Origin of the sequence: Capnocytophaga sp. (assembly GCF_030532915.1) — a bacterium.
Classification (GTDB): domain Bacteria; phylum Bacteroidota; class Bacteroidia; order Flavobacteriales; family Flavobacteriaceae; genus Capnocytophaga.
Map to the genome: position 1 here is coordinate 1 of NZ_JAUNKD010000011.1, position 23,455 is coordinate 23,455.

A 23,455-nucleotide genomic window follows, 5' to 3' on the forward strand; every position below is an offset into this window, starting at 1 on the left:
CGCCTTTTTTCGGAATTATCTTTTCATCGTCCAGCAACAAATCGTTAAATTCTTGTACAATTCCTCCACTTCTTTTTCTTCTACCGCATTGGATTTCAGCAGTTTCACCAATTCATCAAACTGATTTCGATTGGCTTTTTTGTACAAAAATTTACGATAACTTTCAATCTTATCAATATACGCCGAACACAAATTGAAAAAATGAGCGATGTACTCTTCTTTTATCTTGTTGGTTTCCTGTAAGTTACTATTTAATTCTGAAAGTTCAGCATTAAGCCGAGCCAATTCTTTATTACTGTGGTACAGCTCTTTACGTATTTTAACAAGCCGTTTCATTTGCTTGTAAACATATACCAAAGCAACGATAAGAGCCAATGATAAAATGCTGATTAACAGCAAATAGGCTTGTAGTGTTTTTTTCTGTTTTTCTTCTTTTTGTTGGTAAGCCGTATTAATAATGGTGTAAAACGAAGCCCCTTCTTCTGCTCGATGACGCACATTGCAGAAAATCGCGTCTTCAATCGCCATTTTTATGAATTGATAAGCTTGGGTCAGGTCGCCCGCCGTGTAATGCGTGAGTGCCAAACTTTGAAGGGAAGCGTTATTTTTAATCGTATTTTGAATATCCGTGATGGCAGACATCGAAAAATAAGCCTCTTGTTGTGCCATATCACCTTTTTCCTGATAGATTTTTCCTAAAAAGTAAGCAATTAAGGCTCTTTCAGGATTTTTATCGGTTGTTTTTTGTAATAATTCAAGAAATTGAGCTTCGGAGTCGGAAAATTTTGCCAAAAAAAAGTTTTTTACGGCAATTTCTATCCGATATTCGACACTTTCTTTCGGAAGATGTAGCAAAAGCGAGTCGCGATAGCGGTCACTTTGCTCAAAATAATACAAATTATTAGTACTTTGCCCGTAATGGCTGTAAAAAGAATAAAACGAATCGTAATATTCACACAACATTTTTTGGCTTAGCAGACCTTTATCAATGGATTTCAGCAAGTTAAGTGCCTCGACGTACATTCCTTTGATGGAATACAATTTTGAGAGCTGTATGTTGGCTTCATTATGTAAAACACTGTCTTTCAACCTTAAAGCTATTTCTTTGTTTTTCAGCAGATAAGCCACCGCTGAATCCACCTTGTATTTTCGGTATTCTTCGTACAATTTTAAATGAATGTGATACGCCTCATTATCAGGAAGTTGGTTATCTTCCAACATTTCCTTTAATGAATTGATTTTCAGTTCTTTTTTATGTATGTACTGCTCGCTGTTTTTAATTACCTGTTGAAGCCGTGCCACCACCGAATCCCTGCTTTGTTGTGCAGAAACACAATGTAACAAACTAACTATCAAAATGATAAATAATATTTTTCTCATAGCACGAAACAGCCCTTTTTTACCAAAAAATTCACGATTAAAATTCCAACTGGGTTTGCATTCCGTCGCCGTTTTGATGCTCATCTTCAATGATTTGCTCATCGCCCACAACTTCGGTTTCGGTTTCCTCCTCAACTGGCTCGTAAGGGAGCGGTTCCAACGAAATGATTTCCTTTACTTTATCGGTAGTTAATTGATTACCAAGTGCTTTTATTCCTTTAATGGCAATAAATTCTTCCAGATTTACCAATAAATTTTCCTTGTCGGCTTTTCCTTTTTCTTTGGCAAAAACCACTTCCGCCATTGGTCGCCAATGCGATGAAACGTACAATAATTGTGATTTTGGGTGCTCGGAAATGACCAATTCTTCTTTGTTTTCGTTCTCAATCACAAAGCGTTTCACGAAGCAACGTTCCTTTTCGCCATCGTAATAAATGACCGAAATGGGTTTTTCAGGAATCCATTTTTCCATTATCAAAACGTTGTTTTCAAAATGCAAACTCAAATCAGGAATCACGGTTTTCACGTTGCCTTCTTTGGTGATTAACAACAAGCGGTCACTGCCTTTAAATGCTCCAAGTAACTGCCCTCTTTCATCTGTGTTTAAGCGTTTTACCACATCATCAAACCAAATTTTTCGCGGTTTGAGCGTTGAAACGCCTTTTTCTTTGAGTTCGATACGTTTGATGGGATATTTTGACACGAGATTTCCTTTCACACCCCGCCCTTTGATGAGCGTATCGGCAAAATCAATGTCCCATTTCAGTTTGCGAATGGTTCCTACTTGGCGTAAATTCACCGTAACAATTTCGGCTTCTCCGTTAGGATTCGCACTGAAATACAATATTTTAGAATTTTTATGTTTCGGAATCAATTCATATTCCTTATCGCGAATAACACCCGTAACGTTAAATCGTTTGATGTATGAAAATCCGGTTTGCCCGTCTTTGTAAATTACGTTGTAAATGGTGCGTTTGTCGTCTTTTTTGAAAACCGCCGTGTGAATGATGTTTTTCTCCACGTACGTTTTGTCACTGACTTTCACCACTTTCATCATTCCGCTTTCGGTAAAGACAATCACATCGTCAATGTCGCTACAATCGCCCACATATTCATCTTTTTTAAGCGATGTGCCGACGAAGCCTTCCGCTTTATTTACATACAATTTGATGTTTCGTACCACCACTTTTGCCGCTTCGATGGTGTCAAACGGACGAATTTCAGTCTTCCGCTCCCTACCCTTTCCATAGGTGGTTTGCAAACGCCTAAAATGATTGATGGCATAATCAACCAAATTCGCTAAATGGTTTTTAATTTCCTCAATATCAGCTTCAATCTTAGCGATGTTTTCATCAGCTTTGAACGAATCAAAACGCGTGATGCGAATCATCGGAATTTGCGTAAGTCGCTGTAAATCATCATCCGTAATAGCACGAAGAAACGTATCTTTGAACGGCTCAAAACGCTCATAAAGATATTGATACAGCGATTCTCTGTCAGAATACAACTTAAAATCAATGTACATTTCCTCGCGGATAAATATTTTTTCCAAAGAAGAAAAATGCCATTTCTCCTGCAATTGGGCTAAATCAAATTCCAGTTCTTTTTTTAGCAACGACACCGTATTATCGGTAGAACGTCGTAAAATTTCAGAAACGCCCAAAAACAACGGTTTATTATCTTGAATGATGCACGCCAGTGGCGCTACCGAGGTTTCACAAGCCGTGAAAGCATAAAGAGCATCAATGGTTTTGTCGGGTGAAATTCCGGGTGGCAAATGAATGATAATCTCCACATTTTCAGCAGTATTATCATCTACTTTTTTGATTTTGATTTTTCCTTTTTCGTTGGCTTTTAAAATGGAATCAATCAAGGAATGAGTGGTGGTTGAAAATGGAATTTCCTCGATTTTGAGCGTACTTTTATCCACTTGCGAAATTTTGGCTCGCACGCGCACACGCCCGCCCCGTTGCCCGTCATTGTAATTGGTTACATCAACAATTCCCGCGGTCGGGAAATCGGGATAAAGCTCAAAGGGCTGTCCTTTCAAGTATTTAATCGAAGCCTCAATCAGTTCGTTAAAGTTGTGCGGCAATATTTTTGCTGAAAGCGCTACGGCAATACCCTCAGTGCCTTGCGCCAAAAGCAACGGAAATTTAGCCGGCAAAAATACGGGTTCTTTTTTTCGCCCGTCGTAACTCATCTGCCATTGCGTTATATCAGGACTAAAAACCACGTCCAGTGCAAATTTTGACAAGCGAGCCTCAATGTAACGCGGTGCTGCCGCTCCGTCGCCGGTTAAAATATTTCCCCAGTTTCCTTGCGTGTCAATCAGCAAATCTTTCTGCCCGATTTGCACCATTGCATCACCGATACTTGCATCACCGTGCGGGTGATACTGCATCGTATGCCCCACTACATTGGCAACTTTGTTATAGCGCCCATCGTCAAGTTCTTTAAGTGCGTGCATAATACGCCGTTGCACGGGTTTGAAACCGTCTTCAATACTGGGAATAGCACGGTCAAGAATCACGTATGAAGCATAGTCCAGAAACCAAGTTTCATACATTCCGGTAATTTTAGTGATGCTTTCGCTTGATTGTTGCGAAGTTTGCGGTGTGTTTTCTTCCATCGAAATAGATAAACTGATAAAGATTTGACAGTTTGCAAATATAACAAATCTTTTTAAAACTTACCCATTGCTGCTTGTTAAAAACACGAGTGGGCAATTCTTGAAAGAGAATTGCCCACTCGTGTTTTGCTTCTTTTAATACTGTTCTAACAGATAATTCAACAAATCAGTGGTGGTTACAATGCCCACCAACTTTTCGTTTTCCAACACTGGAACCGAATGAAAACTTTGCTTGGCAAGAATTTCAGCCACCTCTTTAATAGTGGTGTTGGCATTGACTGTGAGCGGTGTTTTTGCCATTATCTGCGGAATGGTGTACATATCGTAAACCACCGATGTAACCTCTTCTTCGCCGCTTGTCATATCAGCAAAGCTGATACGCAACAGGTCAGAATAACTCACAATCCCGATTATGCGGTCATTTTCAACCACCGGAATATGCCTGATTTTATGCTTTTTAAACATTCGTTCAGCATCATACAATGACTGTGTCGGATCTAAAGTTACTAACTTTCTCGACATAATTTGAGATACGGGTACGCGCTGTTTCATAATCACACTTTTTTAGTTATTAATTCGTTTAAATTGATAGAACAAAATTAAAACCAGAAAAACAAAAAATATATGAGCAACCTCATTGTTTTTTAATTTTCTTTGCCGTACCTTTACAAGGTTTGCGTTAATAAAAAACAAAACAACACATTTGTCGATATAAACAAAACAATATCAACAACTTACCACCTAAAACAAAAAAAAGCTCTGAATTACAAAAATCAGAGCTTTAAGATGGATATAATAAATTAGTTTCTTTTTAAAAAACAGCTGCTAAATCTTTTTTGTATTTAGCTAACAAGGCTCGGGTCAAGCCCAAATTTGCTTTTGTTGAATCTATTGTTAAGTAAATGAAGTATGTTCCGTTATCCGAAATATTGATAATGTGAATCTGATCAGTTAGAAGAACCAAAATATCTTCAATTTTCTCCTTCACTCCTAACACCTTAAGAGCATTCTGCTCTGATTTTACCACCTCTAAATGATATGCCGAAGCCAAGGTCGGGTCAAAATTCGGGTTCACTGTTTCAGCTCCGTAAGAAACCCCCGAACGTACCTCCGTAACTGATACGGCTATAAATCCGGGTATGTTTGTTTTTACATCTTGAATAAATTTGTCTAACACGTTTATCATTTCACTAAAATTTTATAGTTTTACTTAAAAAGACAAGTGCTGAACCCCAAAACCGACATTTGTTTGAGGCATCGAGCGGATTCGAACCGCTGTACAAGGTTTTGCAGACCTCTGCCTAGCCACTCGGCCACGATGCCCTATATCATTATTTCATATTCAGCGGACAAAAGTAACCTTTTTTACGATACTAACCAAATCTTTTGCGTTTTATTTTTACTCCCACGGCTTGAACATCCCCTCCAATAGGCGGATTCAATTTTGAAATTTTCAGCACAACTTTCTTGGTTTGAACAAGTTCCTTCAAAATTCTGTCGCAAATTCTTCCGGCTACGTGTTCTAAAAGTTTTGACCGAACAGCCATCTCTTCTTTTACAATTCTGTTCAAATGCACATAATTCACCGTATCGGAAAGCTCGTCCGAGGCAATTGACCTAGTCAAATCCAACGAAATTTTTAAATCAACACGATAATCACTCCCTATGAGCTTCTCTTCGTGCAAACAACCGTGATTGGTGAAAACCCGTATGTTTTTTAAAATAATTTGCCCCATTCTATTGGTGTGTACATCTACAATTGCTCACCCCTTGGAACAAGTCAAGCCCCAGTGTAATAACGTGTGAACCTGAATTATAGGCTATTAATTTATTCAGCATCATTTGGTAAGAGTACGCAAAGTAAAAATACCCGCGCTTAATACCTGCCATAGGACCTACGGTAAGCGGCTGAAAAACTTGATCATTCAAAAAACGATAATTTGCACCTACCCAGTAATAGTCTTCCAAATCTCTCCAACGGAATTTTAAATTCACGTCAGAAGATGAACGACGGTCACTTTCATAAAATTGAACAAAAATTGAAGGTTCAATCTCAAAATTGCTCGTACGATATTTTTTGTAACGATAACCCGTGTAGAGCGTGTAATTACGAAGCGCACGAGGCTCATTAGTTGCAAAAATATCTATGTTTTTATTCAAGATATTCAACGCATTAAGGCTCATAAACCACCCTTTGTAACGATACAAAAAGCCTACGTCAAAGTTGTGATTCACCTGCGAACGATTGTTTGTTACCGAGGGGTCAGCCGACGCCGACGAATCAAACTTGTCAATATCAATGCGAAATGTGTTCAACGCATACGAAATACCGAATGAGACAAAGTGATTCTCATAGCGGTCAAGCGTCAAATGGTGTGCAAAACTTGCCTTGCCTCCCATCTGTTTGGTATGTCCGTTTTTATCGTTATAAAGAATCAGCCCCGCACCGCTCCGCTCTCCAATCCGAATATCTCCTGAAAGCGACTGATAGTCAGGTGCGTTTTTGATTCCCACCCATTGTGAAACACCGCTAAAACGCAACTTAACAAAATCTCCAATCCCTGCATAAGTGGACGTAATCAAAAACTCACTATCTGCCAAGTATTGATTCATTTGAGGCAAGTGTAACTCTTGTGCCGATACCTTACCCCCAATAACACAAGCCGTAAGGATTAATAATATTTTTTTCATTGTTGATAGAATTAGTATAAAACATCGTCATACCTTTATATATATGGCAAAACACCAAAAAGCACAACACGCTAAAACGTGGACAAATATCACTACTTTTTTTTTCTTTTCCTACTTTTTTTTAGTTTCATAGGAAATTTTTAACACATTAGTCCATTTTTAACATTTTTAAAAGAAAAAACACCCCTGTTTTTTGGACTTTCATCACTTTTAAAAATTTGCCTTTCCTCTGGTTTTTCGCTTAGTAAAAACGCTCAGTTCAAATTCACTTTTTAGCTCGGTTAAAAAAAATCTACTTTTTTTCAAAAAAATATTGGTTATTAAAAAAACTTGCGTATATTTGCACCGCAAAACATTCATCACTTGCGGGTGTGGTGAAATTGGTAGACACGCCAGACTTAGGATCTGGTGCTTCACGGCGTGGGGGTTCGAGTCCCTTCACCCGCACTTTTTAAAACCTTGATTTATTTAACCGAATAAATTGAGGTTTTTTTATTTTTGCAAACTGCATAATTATCAATATGATATAAATTCTCCCTACAATGGAACAAACAAAAAATAAAACGGCATACTCTATACTCTTCGCCATTGCCATTGCACACACTCTCAACGACTTGCTTCAAGCCGTCATCACTGCCAGCTATCCGCAATTACAGCAAGAATTCGGTTTATCAATGACACAAATCGGGATAATCACGCTTTGTTATCAAATTTCGGCTTCCATTTTTCAACCGCTGGTCGGAAATTTTACCGACAAAACACCCCTTCCCTACTCGCAAGTCATCGGAATGATTTTCACCTCACTTGGCATCATAACACTTTCTTTTTCAACGAGCTATCTTTGGGTTTTGGTTGCCGTTTTTTTAGTTGGGACAGGTTCGTCCATCTTTCACCCCGAATCATCACGAGTGGCTTATTTGGCTTCGGGCGGAAAACGAAGTTTGGCACAATCCATCTTTCAATTGGGCGGAAACTCAGGCACGGCCATCGCCCCGCTACTCATTGCATTGATTGTAATTCCGTACGGAAAAATACACTCACTATGGTTTTTAATCGCCTCTTTATTAGCCATAAGCATTTTAATTTACGTCGGGAAATGGCGTAGCCGTCAATTAAAAAACAGTAAAAACACACCTAAAACAACCGTTGTTCAACCCGATTTATCAAAACAAAAAATAGCAGCATCAATAGTTATTTTGCTGATTTTGATTTTTTCAAAATATTTTTACACTGCCGGAATCACCAATTATTTTCAGTTTTACACCTTGCAAAAATTTGGTTTAACCCAAGTGCAAGCACAAGTTTATTTATTCTACTTTTTGGGCGCTGCCGCTTTGGGAACGCTGCTCGGCGGTATTTTTGGCGATCGTTTCGGACGGAAATTCGTCATTTGGTTTTCCGTGCTGGGCGCCGCCCCTTTTGCACTTTTACTTCCGTATGTAAATCAGCAGTGGACAGCCGTTTTAATCGTCGTTATCGGGCTTATCATCTCATCGGCATTTCCCGCTATTTTGGTGTATGTGCAAGAATTATTACCTAAAAAAATCGGAATGGTTTCAGGGCTTTTTTACGGTTTTGCCTTCGGGATGGGCGGACTTGCCTCTGCCGTTTTGGGCAAAATTATCGACCTAACCAGCATTGATTTCGTATACAAAATATGTTCTTTTTTGCCTTTAATGGGATTAATTGCGTATTTTCTTCCGAATTTAAACAATAAAAAACATTACAAAAACCCAAACTAACCTCTGATTTACTGAACGTTAGCTACCTAAAAATTTATATTGGTTATTTTTTTGATTTTTACGCTTTATTTAGTAACTTTGAAGCAATAAAAAAGACACAATATGGCTACAAAAACGTATCAAACAATGGGTGAATTCATCATCCAGAATCAGAAAGATTTTCAGTATTCCACGGGGGAATTAACCCGCCTACTGAGTTCCATTCGGTTGGCTTCAAAGGTCGTAAACCGAGAAGTGAACAAAGCCGGATTGGTGGAAGATATTTTAGGCGATGTGGGCAGTGAAAACATTCAGGGCGAAGTGCAAAAAAAATTAGACGTCTTTGCCAATGAAACTTTCATCAAAGCCCTCACTCAGCGCGAGGTTGTTTGCGGAATTGCTTCGGAAGAAAACGAGTTTTTCATCCCGATTGAAGCCTCTGAAAACAGCCATTTAAGCAAATACGTAGTGCTGATTGACCCGCTTGACGGCTCGTCAAATGCCGATGTAAACGTTACGGTCGGGACGATTTTCTCCATCTATCGACGCATCACTCCGGAAGGAACGCCCGTACAATTGGAAGACTTCCTCCAACCCGGAAACAAACAAGTTGCCGCCGGCTACATCGTTTACGGACTATCAACAATGATGGTTTACACCACAGGACGAGGCGTAAACGGTTTTACCCTCGACCCCTCCATCGGAACGTACTACCTTTCACACCCCAATATGAAATTCCCCCAAAACGGAAATATCTATTCCATCAACGAAGGTAACTACGTACATTTTCCGCAAGGCGTAAAAGACTACATCAAATACTGTCAAGCACTTGAAGGCGACCGACCTTATACCTCACGATATATCGGTTCGTTGGTGTCGGACTTTCATCGCAATATGCTCAAAGGTGGTATTTACATTTATCCCGCAGGCACACGCACCCCACAGGGTAAACTCCGGCTGCTTTATGAATGCAACCCGATGGCTTTCCTTACCGAACAAGCCGGCGGAAAGGCTTCCGATGGGTACAACCGCATTATGGACATCAAAGCCACGGAGCTTCATCAGCGGGTACCTTTCTTCTGCGGGTCGGTAAATATGGTTGAGAAAGCCGAAGCCTTTATGGCAAAATATCCGGGTGACAAACCTACCTATTAAAACAATCTCTGTTTCCCACAGCGGCAAGCCTTCATCAGATTGAACATTGGTTTTTCGTTGTGGGAACTTTATTTTATTTCCTAAAACTTTCATCTGTAATACGCTTAACCTTGCCTTACACTACAAAAGGCTTCTTTCCGAAAGCAACATACATCATTTCAATCCTCAGAAAATACAATTGGGAAACATAAAAGCCTGCTTTTAGCTTGCAAAATATTAAAAAAAACAATACCTTTGCTTGCTTTTTGAAGCAGAAATGACATATATCTTTCACAATACAGAATAATAACTACCAAAATATAAGTACAATATGAATAGTATTGACATTTTAATCGTTGTTCTTTACATTGTTTTAACCGTGGGGGTAGGTGTTTGGATATCAAAGCGTGCTTCCAAAGGATTAGACTCTTACTTCTTGGGGGGTAACTCCATCAAATGGTATTACTTAGGGCTGAGTAACGGCTCGGGAATGTTTGATGTTGCCGGCACGGCGTGGATGGTGGGCATCTTATTCCTCTATGGGGTCAAAAGTTTTATGTTTATGTGGATATGGCCCATATGGAACCAAATCTTCGTAATGGTATTCTTGGCAGCTTGGATACGGCGGTCAAACATTATGACAGGCTCTGAATGGATACTAACCCGCTTCGGGAATGACGCCGCCGGGCGCGCATCGCACTTAATTATCGCTATCTTTGCCATTATTACCTCCATTGGCTTCATAGCCTACTTCTTTGAAGGTGTCGGTAAGTTTATGACCATCATTTTACCGTGGGATATGACTTTGGAACTGGGCAACAGCATACTCTTAACCTCCGAACAGAGCTATGCTCTCATCGTTATACTACTCACAACCATCTATACCATTAAAGGAGGGATGTTTTCAGTGGTGGCAACCGAAGTTTTGCAGTACGGAATTATGGTTCTGGCGGGCATACTTATCGCCGGATATGCTTTCTTTACCATTAGTGACGTGCAAATAACCTCCGTTATTCCGCAAGAGTGGAAAAACATCTTCTTCAGTTGGGAATTAACGCCCTTCTGGGACGCCAAGTACCAAGCATTCAACAATCTGATTGATACGCAAGGATACAAAATGTTCGGAGCATTCATCGGGATGTCACTCCTTAAAGGCTTCTTTGCCAGTGTAGCCGGCCCTACACCCAGCTATGATATGCAACGCATACTCTCAACACGCAATGTGAAGGAGGCTTCGTATATGAGCGGGTTCACGAACCTGATTCTCTTTATCCCCCGATACCTGCTCATTGGCGGCATAGTGGTCATTGCACTGGTTCACATAGCACCCCAGATGGTGGGCGAAGTTACCAATAACGACTTGGAAACCATCCTTCCGAAGGTGGTAAACTTCCATATACCGGTTGGGATTAAAGGTTTGTTACTTGCAGGCTTGCTCGCCGCCTTTATGTCAACCTTCTCTGCCTTCGTGAACTCGGGTCCGGCGTATATTGTCAATGACATTTACAAGAAATACTTCAAGCCGGAGGCTTCGGCACGGCACTACATCAACGCCTCGTACTGGGCGTCGTTCGGGATTGTAATCCTCGGGGTGGTGATGGGCTTCTTCGCTGAGTCCATTAACTCCATTACGCTATGGATAACCAGCGCCCTATACGGCGGATACGTAGCTGCCAACTTCTTGAAATGGGTTTGGTGGCGCTTTAACGGATGGGGTTACTTCTGGGGAATGCTCGCCGGACTCTTAATCGCTACCCTTCAATTCATCTTAGATAGCAACAAAAACAACTTTGAGGTAGGTTCGTGGGCGTATGACTTGGCTCACATACCGCCGATATACCTCTTCCCGATATTCTTTGCCTTCTCGTTACTGGGCTGTTTATTGGGTACGTACCTCTCAAAGCCCACTGAAATGAATGTGCTGGTAACTTTCTACAAGAATATCCGCCCTTGGGGTTGGTGGCACCCTGTTTATTTACAGCTAAGGAAGGAAGACAATACTGCGGCAAAGAACCACAACTTCTGGAAAGATATGTCCAATTGTGTCATAGGTATCATTTGGCAGTCCAGTCAGATACTTATACCTATATTCTTGATGATTCGCGATTATCCGAAAATGGGTTGGTCAATAGCCGTATTTGCTTTAACCACGCTTATCCTCAAATTCACGTGGTTAGATGTTGTTCGAAATTATAAAGATTAATTTAGTTATTAGTAACTAAGGGGCTACCGATGCCGGTAGCCCTTTTTATTTTTAATAGGAATATAGCCTTTTAGATTCGAAATTACTATTGATTTTGTTTTTTACATTATTTATTCAATACAAAGCTATAAAGAAAGAAAAACATACATAATTTCAAAGGCAATAAATAACCCTTGTAATACTTACCTATATAACTTCATCTAAAAGAAATAACATTCCTATATTTTAGGAACACAACTTTAAGCATTAAAAATAATATTATTACTAAACAATTTTTAATTGCTACCACTCCAAATAAAAAGCCTTTGCTGAAATTTCACAACTTCAACAAAGGCAAGTAACATTATGACTTGTAATTTCCTTATTTAAATATCTGCTCAAGTATCTTTAAAGTGATAAGATAGGTAGGTTTCACACCTGTTGTTCCCAATCCGCCGGAAGCGAGCGTGCTTCCCGTTTCTAATGGGTTATCCGAGGCATAGTACGCATAGCGAACCTTAACGTCTTCACGTATGCTCCTACGTATTTTTGAAGCAGATTGAATAGCCTTTTGGTAGTGAACGCCTTCCATTTCCAGCCCTACTACGTTCCAAGTGGAGCGCAGGAAGTAATTAAGCACGTCTTTATTCTGCAAAGAGGTACCTAAAACGGTAATCATTGAGCCTTCAAACACCTTTAAGCCATATCCCTCAAAGTCCGACTTGGTAAGTTCATTATGAAAAGGATAGTTATCAGATGTTCCTTCGAAGATATGTGCCGTCGGAATCATCAAGTCACCTTTCCCACCTTCCAATATACCCGCCTTACCCATAATGGATACTGATTCCACGTTCATAAAATGCTTCTCGCTGCCTATCTGGAAGGGTTTCAGCAGTTCGTCAATGGTCTCGTAAGCCTGCTCGCCAAAAGCATAATCCATTACAAAAAGCACCGGAGGCTCACCGGCGAGGTTTTCGTAGGGTGTATCGGTGAAGTCAATCTTTGCCGTGTCAAATATCTGAACGTCAATATTCGTGCCTGAGCTATCCGGAATAAACAACATTCCCTTCTTCCGGGCATAGTCTTTTACCTTCTTGCGCAGATTTTCGTTTTCCGGCAGACTCAAAAGCTCAAAGATTTCCATAGCGGTCTTCTCTTTCAGCTCCTTTAACGCCTTTCGGGCAAACAAACTGTTCATTACGCTGTGCATATTGGCACTAATAATATGCAACGGACGTTTGTGCAAGCCGTGTTTGTATAGTTCCTGCTTGATGGTATCTGCCCATATCTCACCGTGAAGGTGGTGCCCCAGCCGCTCACGCAGCACTGTGCTGAACGTAATCACCCTTTTTTCGTCGCGAACTATCTCATCGAGCGCCAATTTCCCCAACCAATAAATAATATGGATAAATTGCTCGGGCTGCGGGGCAGTTGACAAGGACTGATACACTTCTAAGACCTCCTCAAAGGTACGCCCCAAGATGTTCCCGATGTGAATTAGGGTGGACTCACGTTCCGCCTGCGTTAGTTTTCCCTTACTTACAGCCTGTTCAAGCTTCTCCCAATCGCGTGAAAGCGTCCCTGTCTCTTCAATAAGCACATTTCGGGCAATTTTATGCGACTCTATGAACAGGAAAGTGAGGTGTGTCAAAGCATCATAAATATCCGACCGACCCCTCGTAATCTCGATATTCATCTGCTGAGGGTCAATCCGATAGCAATTACGCCTGCGTTTGGGCGGAACAATGGGCTTGAATTGTGATTTGGCATAGCCCTCGTCGGATATGAGATTAATGTAACGGCATTGTTCGATGCCTTGTGGCAGTCGTTCAAGTACATACGTGAGCCCGTTAAGCTCAATCTTGCTCTCGGCTATGGTGCCGTATATCTCCGGACGGAGCAATAGGAGTGATTCCCGCAGGGCTTCACCCGATACGCCCATCGGTTTGTAAAAGCCGCGGGCAAACAAATGGCGCATTGTTACGTACATACGCTCAATGGCACTGGTCGATTCCTGTGCGCGACTACGTTCCTTTATCTTCATAGACTAACTTTTCTTGGATTCAGATTCTTTCTGTTTTGACCTGAGGGTACTTTTGGGCTGTCGGCGCTTGTAAGCCAAGACTGTGTCGGCAACCAATTTGTTTAAAGAGTTCAGGAAGTAAGCACTCTCTTCGGTCTGATACAATAGGTAAGTAGCCTCCGCACAATCAACCACATACCTATACACGGGCATAATCTCCTTGCGTAACTTTCGGGTGTTAATTAACTTGTTTTCAAGCTGGTCTTTGGCACGTTTGGCAGCAAGCTCTTGATACTCTTTGTTGATATTATCAAGTGCCGCAATGGTGCTTTCAACCCCCAGAACAGCAGTATGGGGTTTCATCTCGGGCTTTCGGATATCATACAAAAAGCCATTGATGCCCTGCGTTTTCTGTGCCAGTGGTAAGGATTGCGTTCCGGCATACATTTTCAAGGACTTGTACAGCAAAAGGGCTGCTTCCTTACGCTCCGGAATCGTATTATTTTGCTCTACACGGAAACAGGAAAGCAAAAAGACAAGGTATTCGCCCCGTTTTTTATCCAATTCGGAGATGCGACGTGTCTCTTTGTTTGAGCGCACCTGACCGGTAGCTTCCGTAAGTTCATCTAAATACTTTTCAAGCCGGTCATAAACTTCCTTTTCGAGGTTTATCTGCTCCAAAGTAGTTCGTTCAATCAACATAAGTACGCTTTTTAAGAAATGAGCATACTCATTAATGTTTAGGCGGTCATCATTGACCGACCTGATTTGAATCATTTGTTTCATACGTTTACATTTTTAGCATTAACAAGTTGAGTTAAAAGTTTTCATTTAGTTATCAAACCCTATTTTTTGTTTGTTGTAAGAAGCCAAAACCAAACTTTTGCTTCTTATAGTATCACTCCGCAATATTACAACATTATTTTCAAACCTACAAATTTATGTTTGCTTTTTTTATCATCAACCTTTAAACTACAAGAAGCCTCCCTACCTATTTACCATTTTTAGTTCCAGACCTTCAAAACAATCCTTGTAGGCTTTCGGAAGCTTATTTCAACCTACTTAAAGGTTACAAAAAGGCATTACACATCTAATTCAATCGATGCTTTTGTACCTGTGAAATTGTTTTCTCATTCCATTCCACAGACGAAACGTATGATTTGGAACGAAAAGGACAATCTACCTTGCATACTTCACACGAAAAAGGCTTACAATCATCCATATGGAAGTTAAATTCAATGCTTCGGTCAATATTATCAAGCAATAAATGGATTACTTTTTCCATTTGTTGATGTGCCTCACGAAGCGAGTAATAGTACGGGAGGGTAATATGCGCATCGATATGTAAGTGCGACCCAAACTGTTGTACCTTCATATTATGAATATCAATCCATTCAGCACATCGATGCTTGCGAAGCACCTGCACAATCTCAGCAAAAAGCGCCTCATCCTTCTCGTCCATAATGCCCCTTAGTGCCTTTCGGACAATTTTGCATCCCACCACAATGATATAACTCCCAAAAAGCAGTGCCACAGCTACGTCAATCCACACCAATTTGGTAACATAAACCAACCCCAAGCTCAGCATTACCCCCACGGTGGATAGCGTGTCGCTCTGCAAATGCCTTCCGGAACTCATCAGTACCAATGAGTTTTCGCGTTTGCCCTTTCGGTAAGAAATATAACCCAGCACATAGTTTGCCAAAGCAGTCATCCCGATAAGCAGAACACCCCAATCCAGCCGATGAAGCACGATACCTTTTAGTAACGAATCAGCTGATTCAATGATGATAAGCCCTCCGGCAATGATGATAAGCACCCCTTCAATAGCTGAAGTTATAAACTCAACCTTTCCGTGCCCATACGGATGGTCGTTATCGCGGGGTTTGGCAGCCAAGTACAGGGAATACAAGCCCATAAAAGCCGAAATGATATTTACGATACTTTCCATTGCATCGGAAAAAACAGCATCTGAGTTGGTTAGTTGCCAAGCTATGAGCTTACCAATAAACAGAAATATACCAACAGCAGCCACTACACGCTGGAAAGATAACGAATTTTGCATTACGGAACGATACTTTATATATAAAAAAATTAGATTACTACTAAAACAGAAGCTATTTCAATCTATCAAAATTCCCCTATGAACCATTCGGAAGACAACTTTAACCTATCAAAAGCTATGAAAAATTAAAAACAACAGCTATTTCAACCCATTCAAAACAATGAATTACTACTCTTTTTGCTGCAAATAGGCTTCTTTGGCTTTCTTTATTTGTACCAATCGGTAGTTTTCAGTAGCAATAGGGAAGGCTGTGAGCTTGTATTTCTCAACTATGGGGTGCAATTGGCTAAGAATATGAAGTGCCGTATCCCGATTTTGAAGTCCGTGAATAACAATCCATACTTCTTTATGGTTATAAACATCTTCCGAAAGGGTTATCTTATCGGATATGGTTTGTAACTTTTCAGTGAGTTGGGTTGCTATCTCGGGGCGTTCTTCGTCTATCAGGTTGGTAACGGCTACCTTCCACGACTTGGTTTTGGCATCTTCAAAGAAGTTAGGATCTGTTCCTTTCAGCTTTTCGATAATTTCTTTGGCTTGCAGGCTTTCATCGGTATCCGGATAGGCTACTGCCACCCCTTCAAGGGCTGCCTGATAGGCTTCAACACCTTGTAACCGACCAATCAAAGCTGCTTTGAGTAAATCCAATTTTGGAGCTACGGCTGTCTCTCTGTACAAATAGTCATTTTCAGTAAGGCGTTCAAGTGTCGGAGAGAAGGTTCCGTTTTCAAAATCAGTGGTTAACGAGTCTAAAAAGGCTTGTGCCTGCTGATTTTTTTGCTCTTTGGACGAGGGCGAGCCTTTGAGAATACTTGCATAATCGGACTCGGGGTAGTCAGCAAGCAGTTTGTTTTTCATTTCTTCAAACTTCGGGTTGTTCAGGTCCTTATAATTTTTGTACAGCTCATACAGCGTTGCCATTTTGAGCCCCTCCTCCGGATTTTGCGCAAGCACCCGCTCCAATCGGCTGATTGCCAAATCGGTGTCATTAAACTTCGCCTTGTACAAAACCCCTAATTGGTAAAGCGCCTGATTGCGTTCTTTTTCAAATGCTTGGATTTCGGCTTGCGTTTTTGGCAATTGGGCAATGTAATGCTCGGGTGTTGCTTCTTCTTTTGGTCGTGCCTCTTCATTAGGCTCAACATTCTGATTTACAGCAATTGTATTATTCTCTTTTGCTGCCCAACGCCAGTTATCTTCCAAAGCTCGGTTGCCCCAAAACTGCTGAAATTGTTGTTTTCCGTAAGCTACTGCCATTGAATTGTGAAAATAAAATTTCCCACTATGGGTTTCAGACGTGTTGGGCATCAAAATTCCGGAACCGAAATCATTTTTTGATGTACGTTGCGCCTTCTGTTCGGCAACTTTTTGCAGTGAATCAATGTGTTTTTGGAAGAAATCATATCGTTCTTTATCTGAAAGACTTACAATTTTCTGAATGCTATCATTCTGTTTTACAACATATTCAAGTTCGGTGATTTTTGCCAAATTTTCTTTTTTCCGCTCGATGTAAAGCCGTTCAAACGTATGTTCGGGAACGTATGCCAATGTGCTGTCCAAATGATGATAAGCGCCTGTATAATCTTTCTGTTCAAAATACACATCGGCGAGTCGTTCGTGTGTTTTTGCTTTTAACGGACTATTTTCTGTATTATTTTTCAACGACTTACGATAGAAATCGGCTGCCATCACTTTGCTATCTGCTTCAATGAGTTGCCCGTGCGTAAAATAAAGCACGTCAAGCATTTTACGGTGTTCGTAGCGTTTTTCAAGCTTGGTGAGATAGGTTAAAAAATCCTGTTTTTCTTCGGGAGAAAAATCTTTGTTTCGGGCTTTTCCGGCTTGAGCTTCCACCCATAACCTGCGCGGAATTTTCCAGTTGAGTTTAATCACTTTTTCATAAGCCGCCACCGCCGAATCACGTTTTTTTTGTTTTTCATACAGCTGTGCCGCAATGAAATAGTAGCGCCCTTTGAGGTTTTTGTTTCGGGTGTACTTTCCGCCTGCGTAAAGCGCATCGGCAGCCTGCGGATACATTTCTTCATTGATGTAGGCTTGCCCCAACGTGGCGTAGGCTTCGGCTCGGTCGTTACGTTTTAACTTTTCGGTTATCAATAGGTTACGAAGCCTTTCAATGGCAATTTTCGGTTTCCCCAAACGCAAATTGGTTTTTTCAGCCCAAACGGCTGCTTCGGGGATTCGTTCACTTTTTCCGTAGTTTGTAAGCAAGTGATTGAAGGCTTCAAGTGCGGGTAAAAAACGCTCGTTGTGGTAACGTGATTTTCCCAACAAAATGTAGGCATCGTCAATTTTGTAATTGCGTTGCTCGCCTTTAAAAACCATTGAGTGTAATTGAATGGTTTTGATGGCTTTTTCTTCGGCGCGTTCAAAATTCGGGTTTTCAATGCCGTCCAACTGAATTTTACCCGATGTGTTAATCGGCTCGACGGGCAAAATTTGGGTAAAATCATCTTGAAATTGTTCGTGAAGTTCTTTCAAGCCCAAATCAAAAGCTTCCTCGCCGTTGTACAGCACGTTGTATTTCGTTACAATGGGTTGCATTTGTCTGTTATAATACGTGTTTGCCTTTGTGGTACAACCCATTACGATTATTCCGATTACAAAAAGTAGCCCGATATGTTGTATGAATCTTCTCATTTTTGATTGCGAAATTAATTATCAAGCTACGAAATTAGTATTTTTCCGGAAAAAAGAAAAATATAAAGCGATAAATAACAATTTTTTATGACGAAACTGCTTTTTCTGTCCTACAAATTATTCCGGCATTTGGGCATTTACTAAGGTTCTACAAAAAAATGAGCCCGATTAAAAATCGGACCCATTGATGAAAATTAACTGTATATTGCTTATTATGATGGGATTTATTTTTTTGAATGAAAGAATATTATTTTAAGGTTACTTTTACCACTTCGGATACGTTAGGCACCGGGAATTGACCTCCAACTCGCTGAATGGCATTATCTTCTTTTTCGGGCATTCCTCCAAAAAGAGCTTGTCTGTTTCCGGCTCCGGGATATTGGTCAAAGCCTGTTCCGTTATCGAAAAGCACTGTTTTTGAGGTCAATTCGCCTCTTTCTGTAGCCATAATTTCGGCTTCGTTGGCATAGAACCAGTCATTTGAGTAACCGAACATAAAGGCATAAGCAATTTTATCTCCTTGTTCAAGTTTGATGTTTGCCGAAACTTTTTCAGAAGGCGCCACCGGAGCATTTCCTGCCAAGTAAAATGCTTTAACATTTGCATCTTTCTTTAACGAGGCTTGAAGTTTTTCAAAGTTACCCATTTGTGAAACTTCTTTCAACCCCTGTCCGGCATCTTTTTTGCCCACTTCAAAAAGCGGATTTTTATTTCCTTTGTAAACCACCACGATTGCCGGAGAAAGCCCTGTGATAATGCCTGTTTCGGCTTGAATTTTTTTGTACAACGGGTCAGGATTTCCCATTTCGGCTAACATTGAAAGCTCGGGTGTCGTTTTTTTGTTGGCTTCAAAGAAAGGTTTTTCATCAAGTAATTTTCCGCCAACAACATTTGAAACAACCCACACACCAGGTGAAAACGGCGTTTCAAGTGATTTTCCGTTAACGTCTTTTTTCCCTTTTGAGGTATTGGTGATTGTCAGTGTAAATTCAGATGTTTTCTCATCATAATCAAGCATTAAGCTCATCAACTCACGGGGCATTGTTCGGGCGAATAATGATGTGATGTTATTATCCTCTTTGGCTCCGGTATCGTCATTTTTGCTTCCGTTATCCCAAAGACTTATTTCTGAAACGATGTTTCCGGTTCGGGCTTTTCCGTTATCATCATACAATGGAATACCGGGTTGCCTTGCTGCAAAAAACCAATCTTTTGAAGCACCGAACATCATCGCGAACATTAAACGTTGTCCTTTTCCGGCGTTGAATTTAATTTTTGTTGAGTTGGTCATTTTGTCATCGCTTGGTAAAATTAAGTTTCCTATTTCTCTGCCTCCTTCGTTGATTTTTCCGTTTCCTTTAAAAATACCGCTTTGAACATATTTTTTGGGTTTCACTACGTTTTCAAAAGTAATGTTGGCATTACCGCTCATTGGCATTGTGTCAGGTTCAGTTTTGTCTTTGTCACAAGATACGAATAATAATGCTGATAGTACAGCCATTGAGAATATATTTTTTTTCATAAAAGTCGAAATTATTAATTATTAAAAGTTTTTTTCTAACAGAACAACTGTGCCGGCGTTTTTTGTTCCTTACACTTGATTAGTCTGCAAAAGAAGATTAACCTGACAAAATAATTTATTTTTTTAATCCATAAACAATTAAATTATTTATTTTCAGACACATAAAACTAATTAATTAACATTATTTAACAACTTGAAGCCACAATAAAAAACGAAGTCAACACAAATTGACTTCGTTTTTTATTGCTATTAATTTAAAAAGAAAAAACTAATGTATCGGGATAATGCGATACGAATAGTGATACGGTTGGTGCAAATACAACAAATATTTATCCATCGGAAGATTGCCCCAACTATTATCACCTCCTACGCCTAATTGCTGATAATCAATATCTAAATGAATATACGTATCTTTTTCAAGCTCTGCCGAGTGTGTTTGTTTTTTCTCCTCACCCGGATACAGTGATTGCGGACTGTAAGGCAATACATTGATATTGAGCAACTGCCCTTCCGATTGTATTAAAATACCGCTACCGTCTTTTCTGAGTAATTTTGCATAACGAACCTGCGTTTTATTGCCCGACTCTTGCGGACGAACATACGGGTGATATTGCGCATCGATTTTACCTTTATAGTAACCCACAAAAGCAGATGTTTGGCGGTCTTCATAACTCTCCCACGGACCGCGACCATACCATTCAACATCAACAAAATCAGTGGGAAGCGTCAGATGATTTCCAACTTTGAATGTCAGTCGGTTACTTTGTGTTAATGGTACAAGCCGATTATCTACCAAAATGCTTCCGTTGCCATCAAAAGTTAAGGTTTGTTCGTAACGAATGCTCTCGCCTACTATTTTTTTAGTGATGCAAACCTGCTTTTGCCCATCTTCCAAATCGGAAATTTCAATACTTTCAATCTTAGCATCGGCATCAGCGTTTTGCAAATCGCTCAATTTTTTTTGTAAACCTGCTCCAAAATCATTATCGGTTGCGGGGCGCCATAAATTCAAAAACAGCCCATCACCTTGCACGATGTTTTTACCCGCTTGATAATGCGACATTCTTCCTTGGGCTTTGGAAATCACTGCCTTAAAGTTTTTATTTTGTAAAACGATTTCTGTATCTGTCTGATTTACAACAACAGGAGTTACATTTGGTTGATACACGGGCTTTTTGTAGTGCGTCAGCGGAAATTCGGCAAAGGCAAGCGGCGTTTGCGCCTCTAAAATACCTTCTTTGGCTTTTAATTTAGCTTCAAATTGCAAATAATATTCATTTTCAGTATCTGTTTTAATAATTTCAGACAATAAAACACCTTTTTTACCTTCTTTTACGTTAAAATCAACATAAAAATCCCCTTTGGAACGAGGCAAAACCGTCACATTATTAATTTTCCCTTCTTTTAGAAGCATTCCGTTTTTGAAAACCTTCCAAACAAAGTCAAAATTCGATAAATCTTTGAAAAAATACTTATTTTCGATGGTTACTTTGCCGTTTTCGTACGAAAATCCTATTTCTTGATACACTTTTCGCACCTCAAACGAATGCGGATGAAACGTTCTGTCGGAAGCAATCACACCGTTAATCAAAAAATTATTATCGCTGGGCGTATCTTTATCGCCATAATCACCACCGTAGGCTATAATAGTTTGATTTTTAGCATTTTTCTTATAAATCCCTTGATCAACCCAATCCCAAATGTAACCGCCTTGCAAGCCCGGGTAACGCTCAAAAACGTCCCAATATTCTTGAAAATTACCCACACTGTTGCCCATTGCGTGCGCATATTCACACAACAAAAACGGCTTTTTAGGGTGCGACAAGCCGTAATCTATCAAAAAAGGAATGCGGCGATACATTCGCGATTCTATATCCGTATTCCAATCATAATGAGCCAATTCGTGATGAATCGGACGCGAAGGGTCTAATCCTTTGAGTTGTTTGTAGGCTTGGTAAAAATTCCAACCGTTGCCGGCTTCGTTTCCTAAACTCCAAATGATAATACTCGGATGGTTTTTACCACGCTGAAACATTCGCTTAATACGCAGTGTATGAGCTTCTTCCCACACGGGGTCAGTAGCCAACGTACGCTCGGGCAAGTAGCCCATTCCGTGTGTTTCTACGTTGGCTTCTTCCATTACATAAAGTCCGTATTTATCACAAAGTTCATAAAAATAAGGGTCGTTGGGGTAATGCGATGTACGCACGCTATTTACATTTAACTGCTTCATTAACAGCACATCTTTTTCCATACTTTCACGGCTTACCACCTGCCCTGTGTGAGGGTCGGTTTCGTGGCGGTTCACGCCTTTCACAAAAATGCGTTTACCATTAACCAGCAAATCACTTCCTTTGATTTCAACGGTTCTGAAACCTATTTTAAAACTCGTAGCTTCAATGGTTTGCTGTTTTTCGTCTTTCAGCAATAGTTGCAAGCGATATAAATTCGGAATTTCGGCACTCCATTGTTTTACAAGCGGAATTTCAGCCGTAAACTGAAGCTCTGTTTTACTATTTTTACGACGAATTTGCTTAACTTCTTTAACTTCTTGCCAAATTTGAGCGTTATTTTCATCAAAAATAGCCACTTCCAAATGATAATCGGGCTTACCTTGGTCAGACTCGTTCCAAACTTGCGCCAAAAGATTCAATTTTCCGTCAGAATACCCATTTACAAGCGTAGTTTGTGCATTTATGTCATACAAATGCACCGACGGACGCATATAAACATAACAATCACGCATAATTCCGGACAAACGCCACATATCTTGCGCTTCCAAAAAACTGGCATCTGACCAACGGCGCACTTCCATTGCGATGTGATTTTTTCCCACCGAAACAAAAGGCGTGATGTCAAATTCCGAAGCCAGTTTACTATCCTTGCCCACACCCACAAATTTTCCGTTTATATACAATTTAAAAGCCGATTTCACAGCCCCCAAATGCAAATAAATTTTTTGGTTTTTCCAATCGGCAGGAAGCTGAAATTCTTTACGATACAAACCTGCCGGCTGCTTCAAATCATCGGGAACATCGGGCGGATTGGGATTTTTCACCGCAAATTCAAATTTTTCGTTTACGTAAATCGGAGTTCCGTAACCATTTAATTCCCAAACAGAAGGCACACTGATAGTATTCCAACGAGAATCGTTATAATCTGCTTTGAAAAAATCACGCGGAAGTTGTTTAAAATCCTCTTTCCACAGAAATTTCCATTGCCCATTCAAATTGATGTATCGCCCCGATGTTTTGTAATTATTGCCGATTGCCTTTTCAATAGTTTCAAAAGGTAAATAATGGCTTCGCATCGGTAATCGATTGATTTCCTGAACGGAAGGATTTTCAAAAATACTATCCAAATACGGCTCTTGCGCCCAATTTTGAGCGGAACACAATACAATTAATAGGTAAAAAAAACGTTTCATTCGTTTTGATTTTGAAAATG

The 23,455-nt window shown here is 40.2% G+C and carries 15 protein-coding genes and 2 tRNA genes; 4 read left to right on the forward strand and 13 right to left on the reverse strand.

What is annotated here, in order from left to right:
• Nucleotides 1-15: 15 nt before the first annotated feature.
• The 7 genes from Q4D72_RS04775 to Q4D72_RS04805 form a co-directional block, all read right to left on the reverse strand.
• A complete protein-coding gene (locus tag Q4D72_RS04775) occupies nt 16-1,380 on the reverse strand; it encodes a DUF6377 domain-containing protein (protein ID WP_303076408.1) in 1,365 nt (454 codons plus the stop codon).
• Nucleotides 1,381-1,417: 37 nt separating this feature from the next.
• The gene (locus tag Q4D72_RS04780) at nt 1,418-4,012 is read right to left on the reverse strand and encodes a DNA gyrase/topoisomerase IV subunit A (RefSeq protein WP_303076409.1); all 2,595 of its coding nucleotides are present in this window, start codon (nt 4,010-4,012) and stop codon (nt 1,418-1,420) included.
• 135 nt (nt 4,013-4,147) lie between these two features.
• A complete protein-coding gene (locus tag Q4D72_RS04785; RefSeq protein WP_303076410.1) occupies nt 4,148-4,564 on the reverse strand; it encodes a CBS domain-containing protein in 417 nt (138 codons plus the stop codon).
• Between the two features lie 259 nt (nt 4,565-4,823).
• A complete protein-coding gene (locus tag Q4D72_RS04790; RefSeq protein ID WP_303076412.1) occupies nt 4,824-5,198 on the reverse strand; it encodes a hypothetical protein in 375 nt (124 codons plus the stop codon).
• A 66-nt stretch (nt 5,199-5,264) separates the two neighbouring features.
• Nucleotides 5,265-5,335: transfer RNA gene (locus Q4D72_RS04795), tRNA-Cys, on the reverse strand.
• A 50-nt stretch (nt 5,336-5,385) separates the two neighbouring features.
• Entirely contained in the window at nt 5,386-5,748 is a 363-nt protein-coding gene (folB, locus tag Q4D72_RS04800) for a dihydroneopterin aldolase (RefSeq protein WP_303076414.1), read from the reverse strand.
• A gap of 1 nt (nt 5,749) precedes the next feature.
• Entirely contained in the window at nt 5,750-6,703 is a 954-nt protein-coding gene (locus tag Q4D72_RS04805) for a type IX secretion system membrane protein PorP/SprF (protein WP_303076415.1), read from the reverse strand.
• A 365-nt stretch (nt 6,704-7,068) separates the two neighbouring features.
• Between Q4D72_RS04805 and Q4D72_RS04810 the strand changes: the two genes are divergently transcribed.
• From Q4D72_RS04810 to Q4D72_RS04825, 4 genes are all read left to right on the forward strand, one after another.
• Nucleotides 7,069-7,150: transfer RNA gene (locus tag Q4D72_RS04810), tRNA-Leu, on the forward strand.
• Between the two features lie 95 nt (nt 7,151-7,245).
• Nucleotides 7,246-8,445, forward strand: a complete 1,200-nt coding sequence (locus Q4D72_RS04815) for an MFS transporter (RefSeq protein ID WP_303076416.1) — start codon at nt 7,246-7,248, stop codon at nt 8,443-8,445.
• 102 nt (nt 8,446-8,547) lie between these two features.
• The gene (fbp, locus tag Q4D72_RS04820; protein ID WP_303076417.1) at nt 8,548-9,579 is read left to right on the forward strand and encodes a class 1 fructose-bisphosphatase; all 1,032 of its coding nucleotides are present in this window, start codon (nt 8,548-8,550) and stop codon (nt 9,577-9,579) included.
• A gap of 310 nt (nt 9,580-9,889) precedes the next feature.
• Nucleotides 9,890-11,761 carry a sodium:solute symporter family protein gene (locus tag Q4D72_RS04825; protein ID WP_303076418.1) on the forward strand — a complete coding sequence of 624 codons (1,872 nt, stop codon included), beginning with the start codon at nt 9,890-9,892 and terminating at the stop codon, nt 11,759-11,761.
• Nucleotides 11,762-12,122: 361 nt separating this feature from the next.
• Here Q4D72_RS04825 and Q4D72_RS04830 read toward each other — a convergent pair whose 3' ends face one another.
• From Q4D72_RS04830 to Q4D72_RS04855, 6 genes are all read right to left on the reverse strand, one after another.
• Nucleotides 12,123-13,784, reverse strand: coding sequence for a hypothetical protein (locus tag Q4D72_RS04830; RefSeq protein WP_303076419.1), 1,662 nt, complete (start codon nt 13,782-13,784; stop codon nt 12,123-12,125).
• A 3-nt stretch (nt 13,785-13,787) separates the two neighbouring features.
• On the reverse strand, nt 13,788-14,549 hold the full coding sequence (locus tag Q4D72_RS04835) for a DUF6261 family protein (protein ID WP_303076420.1): 762 nt from the start codon (nt 14,547-14,549) through the stop codon (nt 13,788-13,790).
• Between the two features lie 304 nt (nt 14,550-14,853).
• On the reverse strand, nt 14,854-15,828 hold the full coding sequence (locus tag Q4D72_RS04840) for a cation diffusion facilitator family transporter (protein ID WP_303076421.1): 975 nt from the start codon (nt 15,826-15,828) through the stop codon (nt 14,854-14,856).
• A 168-nt stretch (nt 15,829-15,996) separates the two neighbouring features.
• Nucleotides 15,997-18,486: a tetratricopeptide repeat protein gene (locus Q4D72_RS04845; RefSeq protein WP_303076422.1), complete on the reverse strand. Its 2,490-nt coding sequence runs from the start codon at nt 18,484-18,486 to the stop codon at nt 15,997-15,999.
• Between the two features lie 247 nt (nt 18,487-18,733).
• Nucleotides 18,734-19,987 (reverse strand): spondin domain-containing protein, encoded by a 1,254-nt coding sequence (locus Q4D72_RS04850; protein WP_303076423.1) that lies wholly within the window; start codon nt 19,985-19,987, stop codon nt 18,734-18,736.
• Between the two features lie 289 nt (nt 19,988-20,276).
• The gene (locus Q4D72_RS04855; RefSeq protein ID WP_303076425.1) at nt 20,277-23,435 is read right to left on the reverse strand and encodes a glycoside hydrolase family 2 TIM barrel-domain containing protein; all 3,159 of its coding nucleotides are present in this window, start codon (nt 23,433-23,435) and stop codon (nt 20,277-20,279) included.
• Between the last annotated feature and the right edge of the window lie 20 nt (nt 23,436-23,455).

Coding starts and splice junctions, on each gene's coding strand:
- Q4D72_RS04785 (WP_303076410.1), bottom strand. CDS start 4,564: ATGAAACAGCGCGTACCCGTATCTCAAATTATGTCGAGAAAGTTAGTA.
- Q4D72_RS04790 (WP_303076412.1), bottom strand. CDS start 5,198: ATGATAAACGTGTTAGACAAATTTATTCAAGATGTAAAAACAAACATA.
- folB (WP_303076414.1), bottom strand. CDS start 5,748: ATGGGGCAAATTATTTTAAAAAACATACGGGTTTTCACCAATCACGGT.
- Q4D72_RS04815 (WP_303076416.1), top strand. CDS start 7,246: ATGGAACAAACAAAAAATAAAACGGCATACTCTATACTCTTCGCCATT.
- Q4D72_RS04805 (WP_303076415.1), bottom strand. CDS start 6,703: ATGAAAAAAATATTATTAATCCTTACGGCTTGTGTTATTGGGGGTAAG.
- Q4D72_RS04780 (WP_303076409.1), bottom strand. CDS start 4,012: ATGGAAGAAAACACACCGCAAACTTCGCAACAATCAAGCGAAAGCATC.
- Q4D72_RS04855 (WP_303076425.1), bottom strand. CDS start 23,435: ATGAAACGTTTTTTTTACCTATTAATTGTATTGTGTTCCGCTCAAAAT.
- Q4D72_RS04830 (WP_303076419.1), bottom strand. CDS start 13,784: ATGAAGATAAAGGAACGTAGTCGCGCACAGGAATCGACCAGTGCCATT.
- Q4D72_RS04775 (WP_303076408.1), bottom strand. CDS start 1,380: ATGAGAAAAATATTATTTATCATTTTGATAGTTAGTTTGTTACATTGT.
- fbp (WP_303076417.1), top strand. CDS start 8,548: ATGGCTACAAAAACGTATCAAACAATGGGTGAATTCATCATCCAGAAT.
- Q4D72_RS04825 (WP_303076418.1), top strand. CDS start 9,890: ATGAATAGTATTGACATTTTAATCGTTGTTCTTTACATTGTTTTAACC.
- Q4D72_RS04850 (WP_303076423.1), bottom strand. CDS start 19,987: ATGGCTGTACTATCAGCATTATTATTCGTATCTTGTGACAAAGACAAA.
- Q4D72_RS04840 (WP_303076421.1), bottom strand. CDS start 15,828: ATGCAAAATTCGTTATCTTTCCAGCGTGTAGTGGCTGCTGTTGGTATA.
- Q4D72_RS04845 (WP_303076422.1), bottom strand. CDS start 18,486: ATGAGAAGATTCATACAACATATCGGGCTACTTTTTGTAATCGGAATA.
- Q4D72_RS04835 (WP_303076420.1), bottom strand. CDS start 14,549: ATGAAACAAATGATTCAAATCAGGTCGGTCAATGATGACCGCCTAAAC.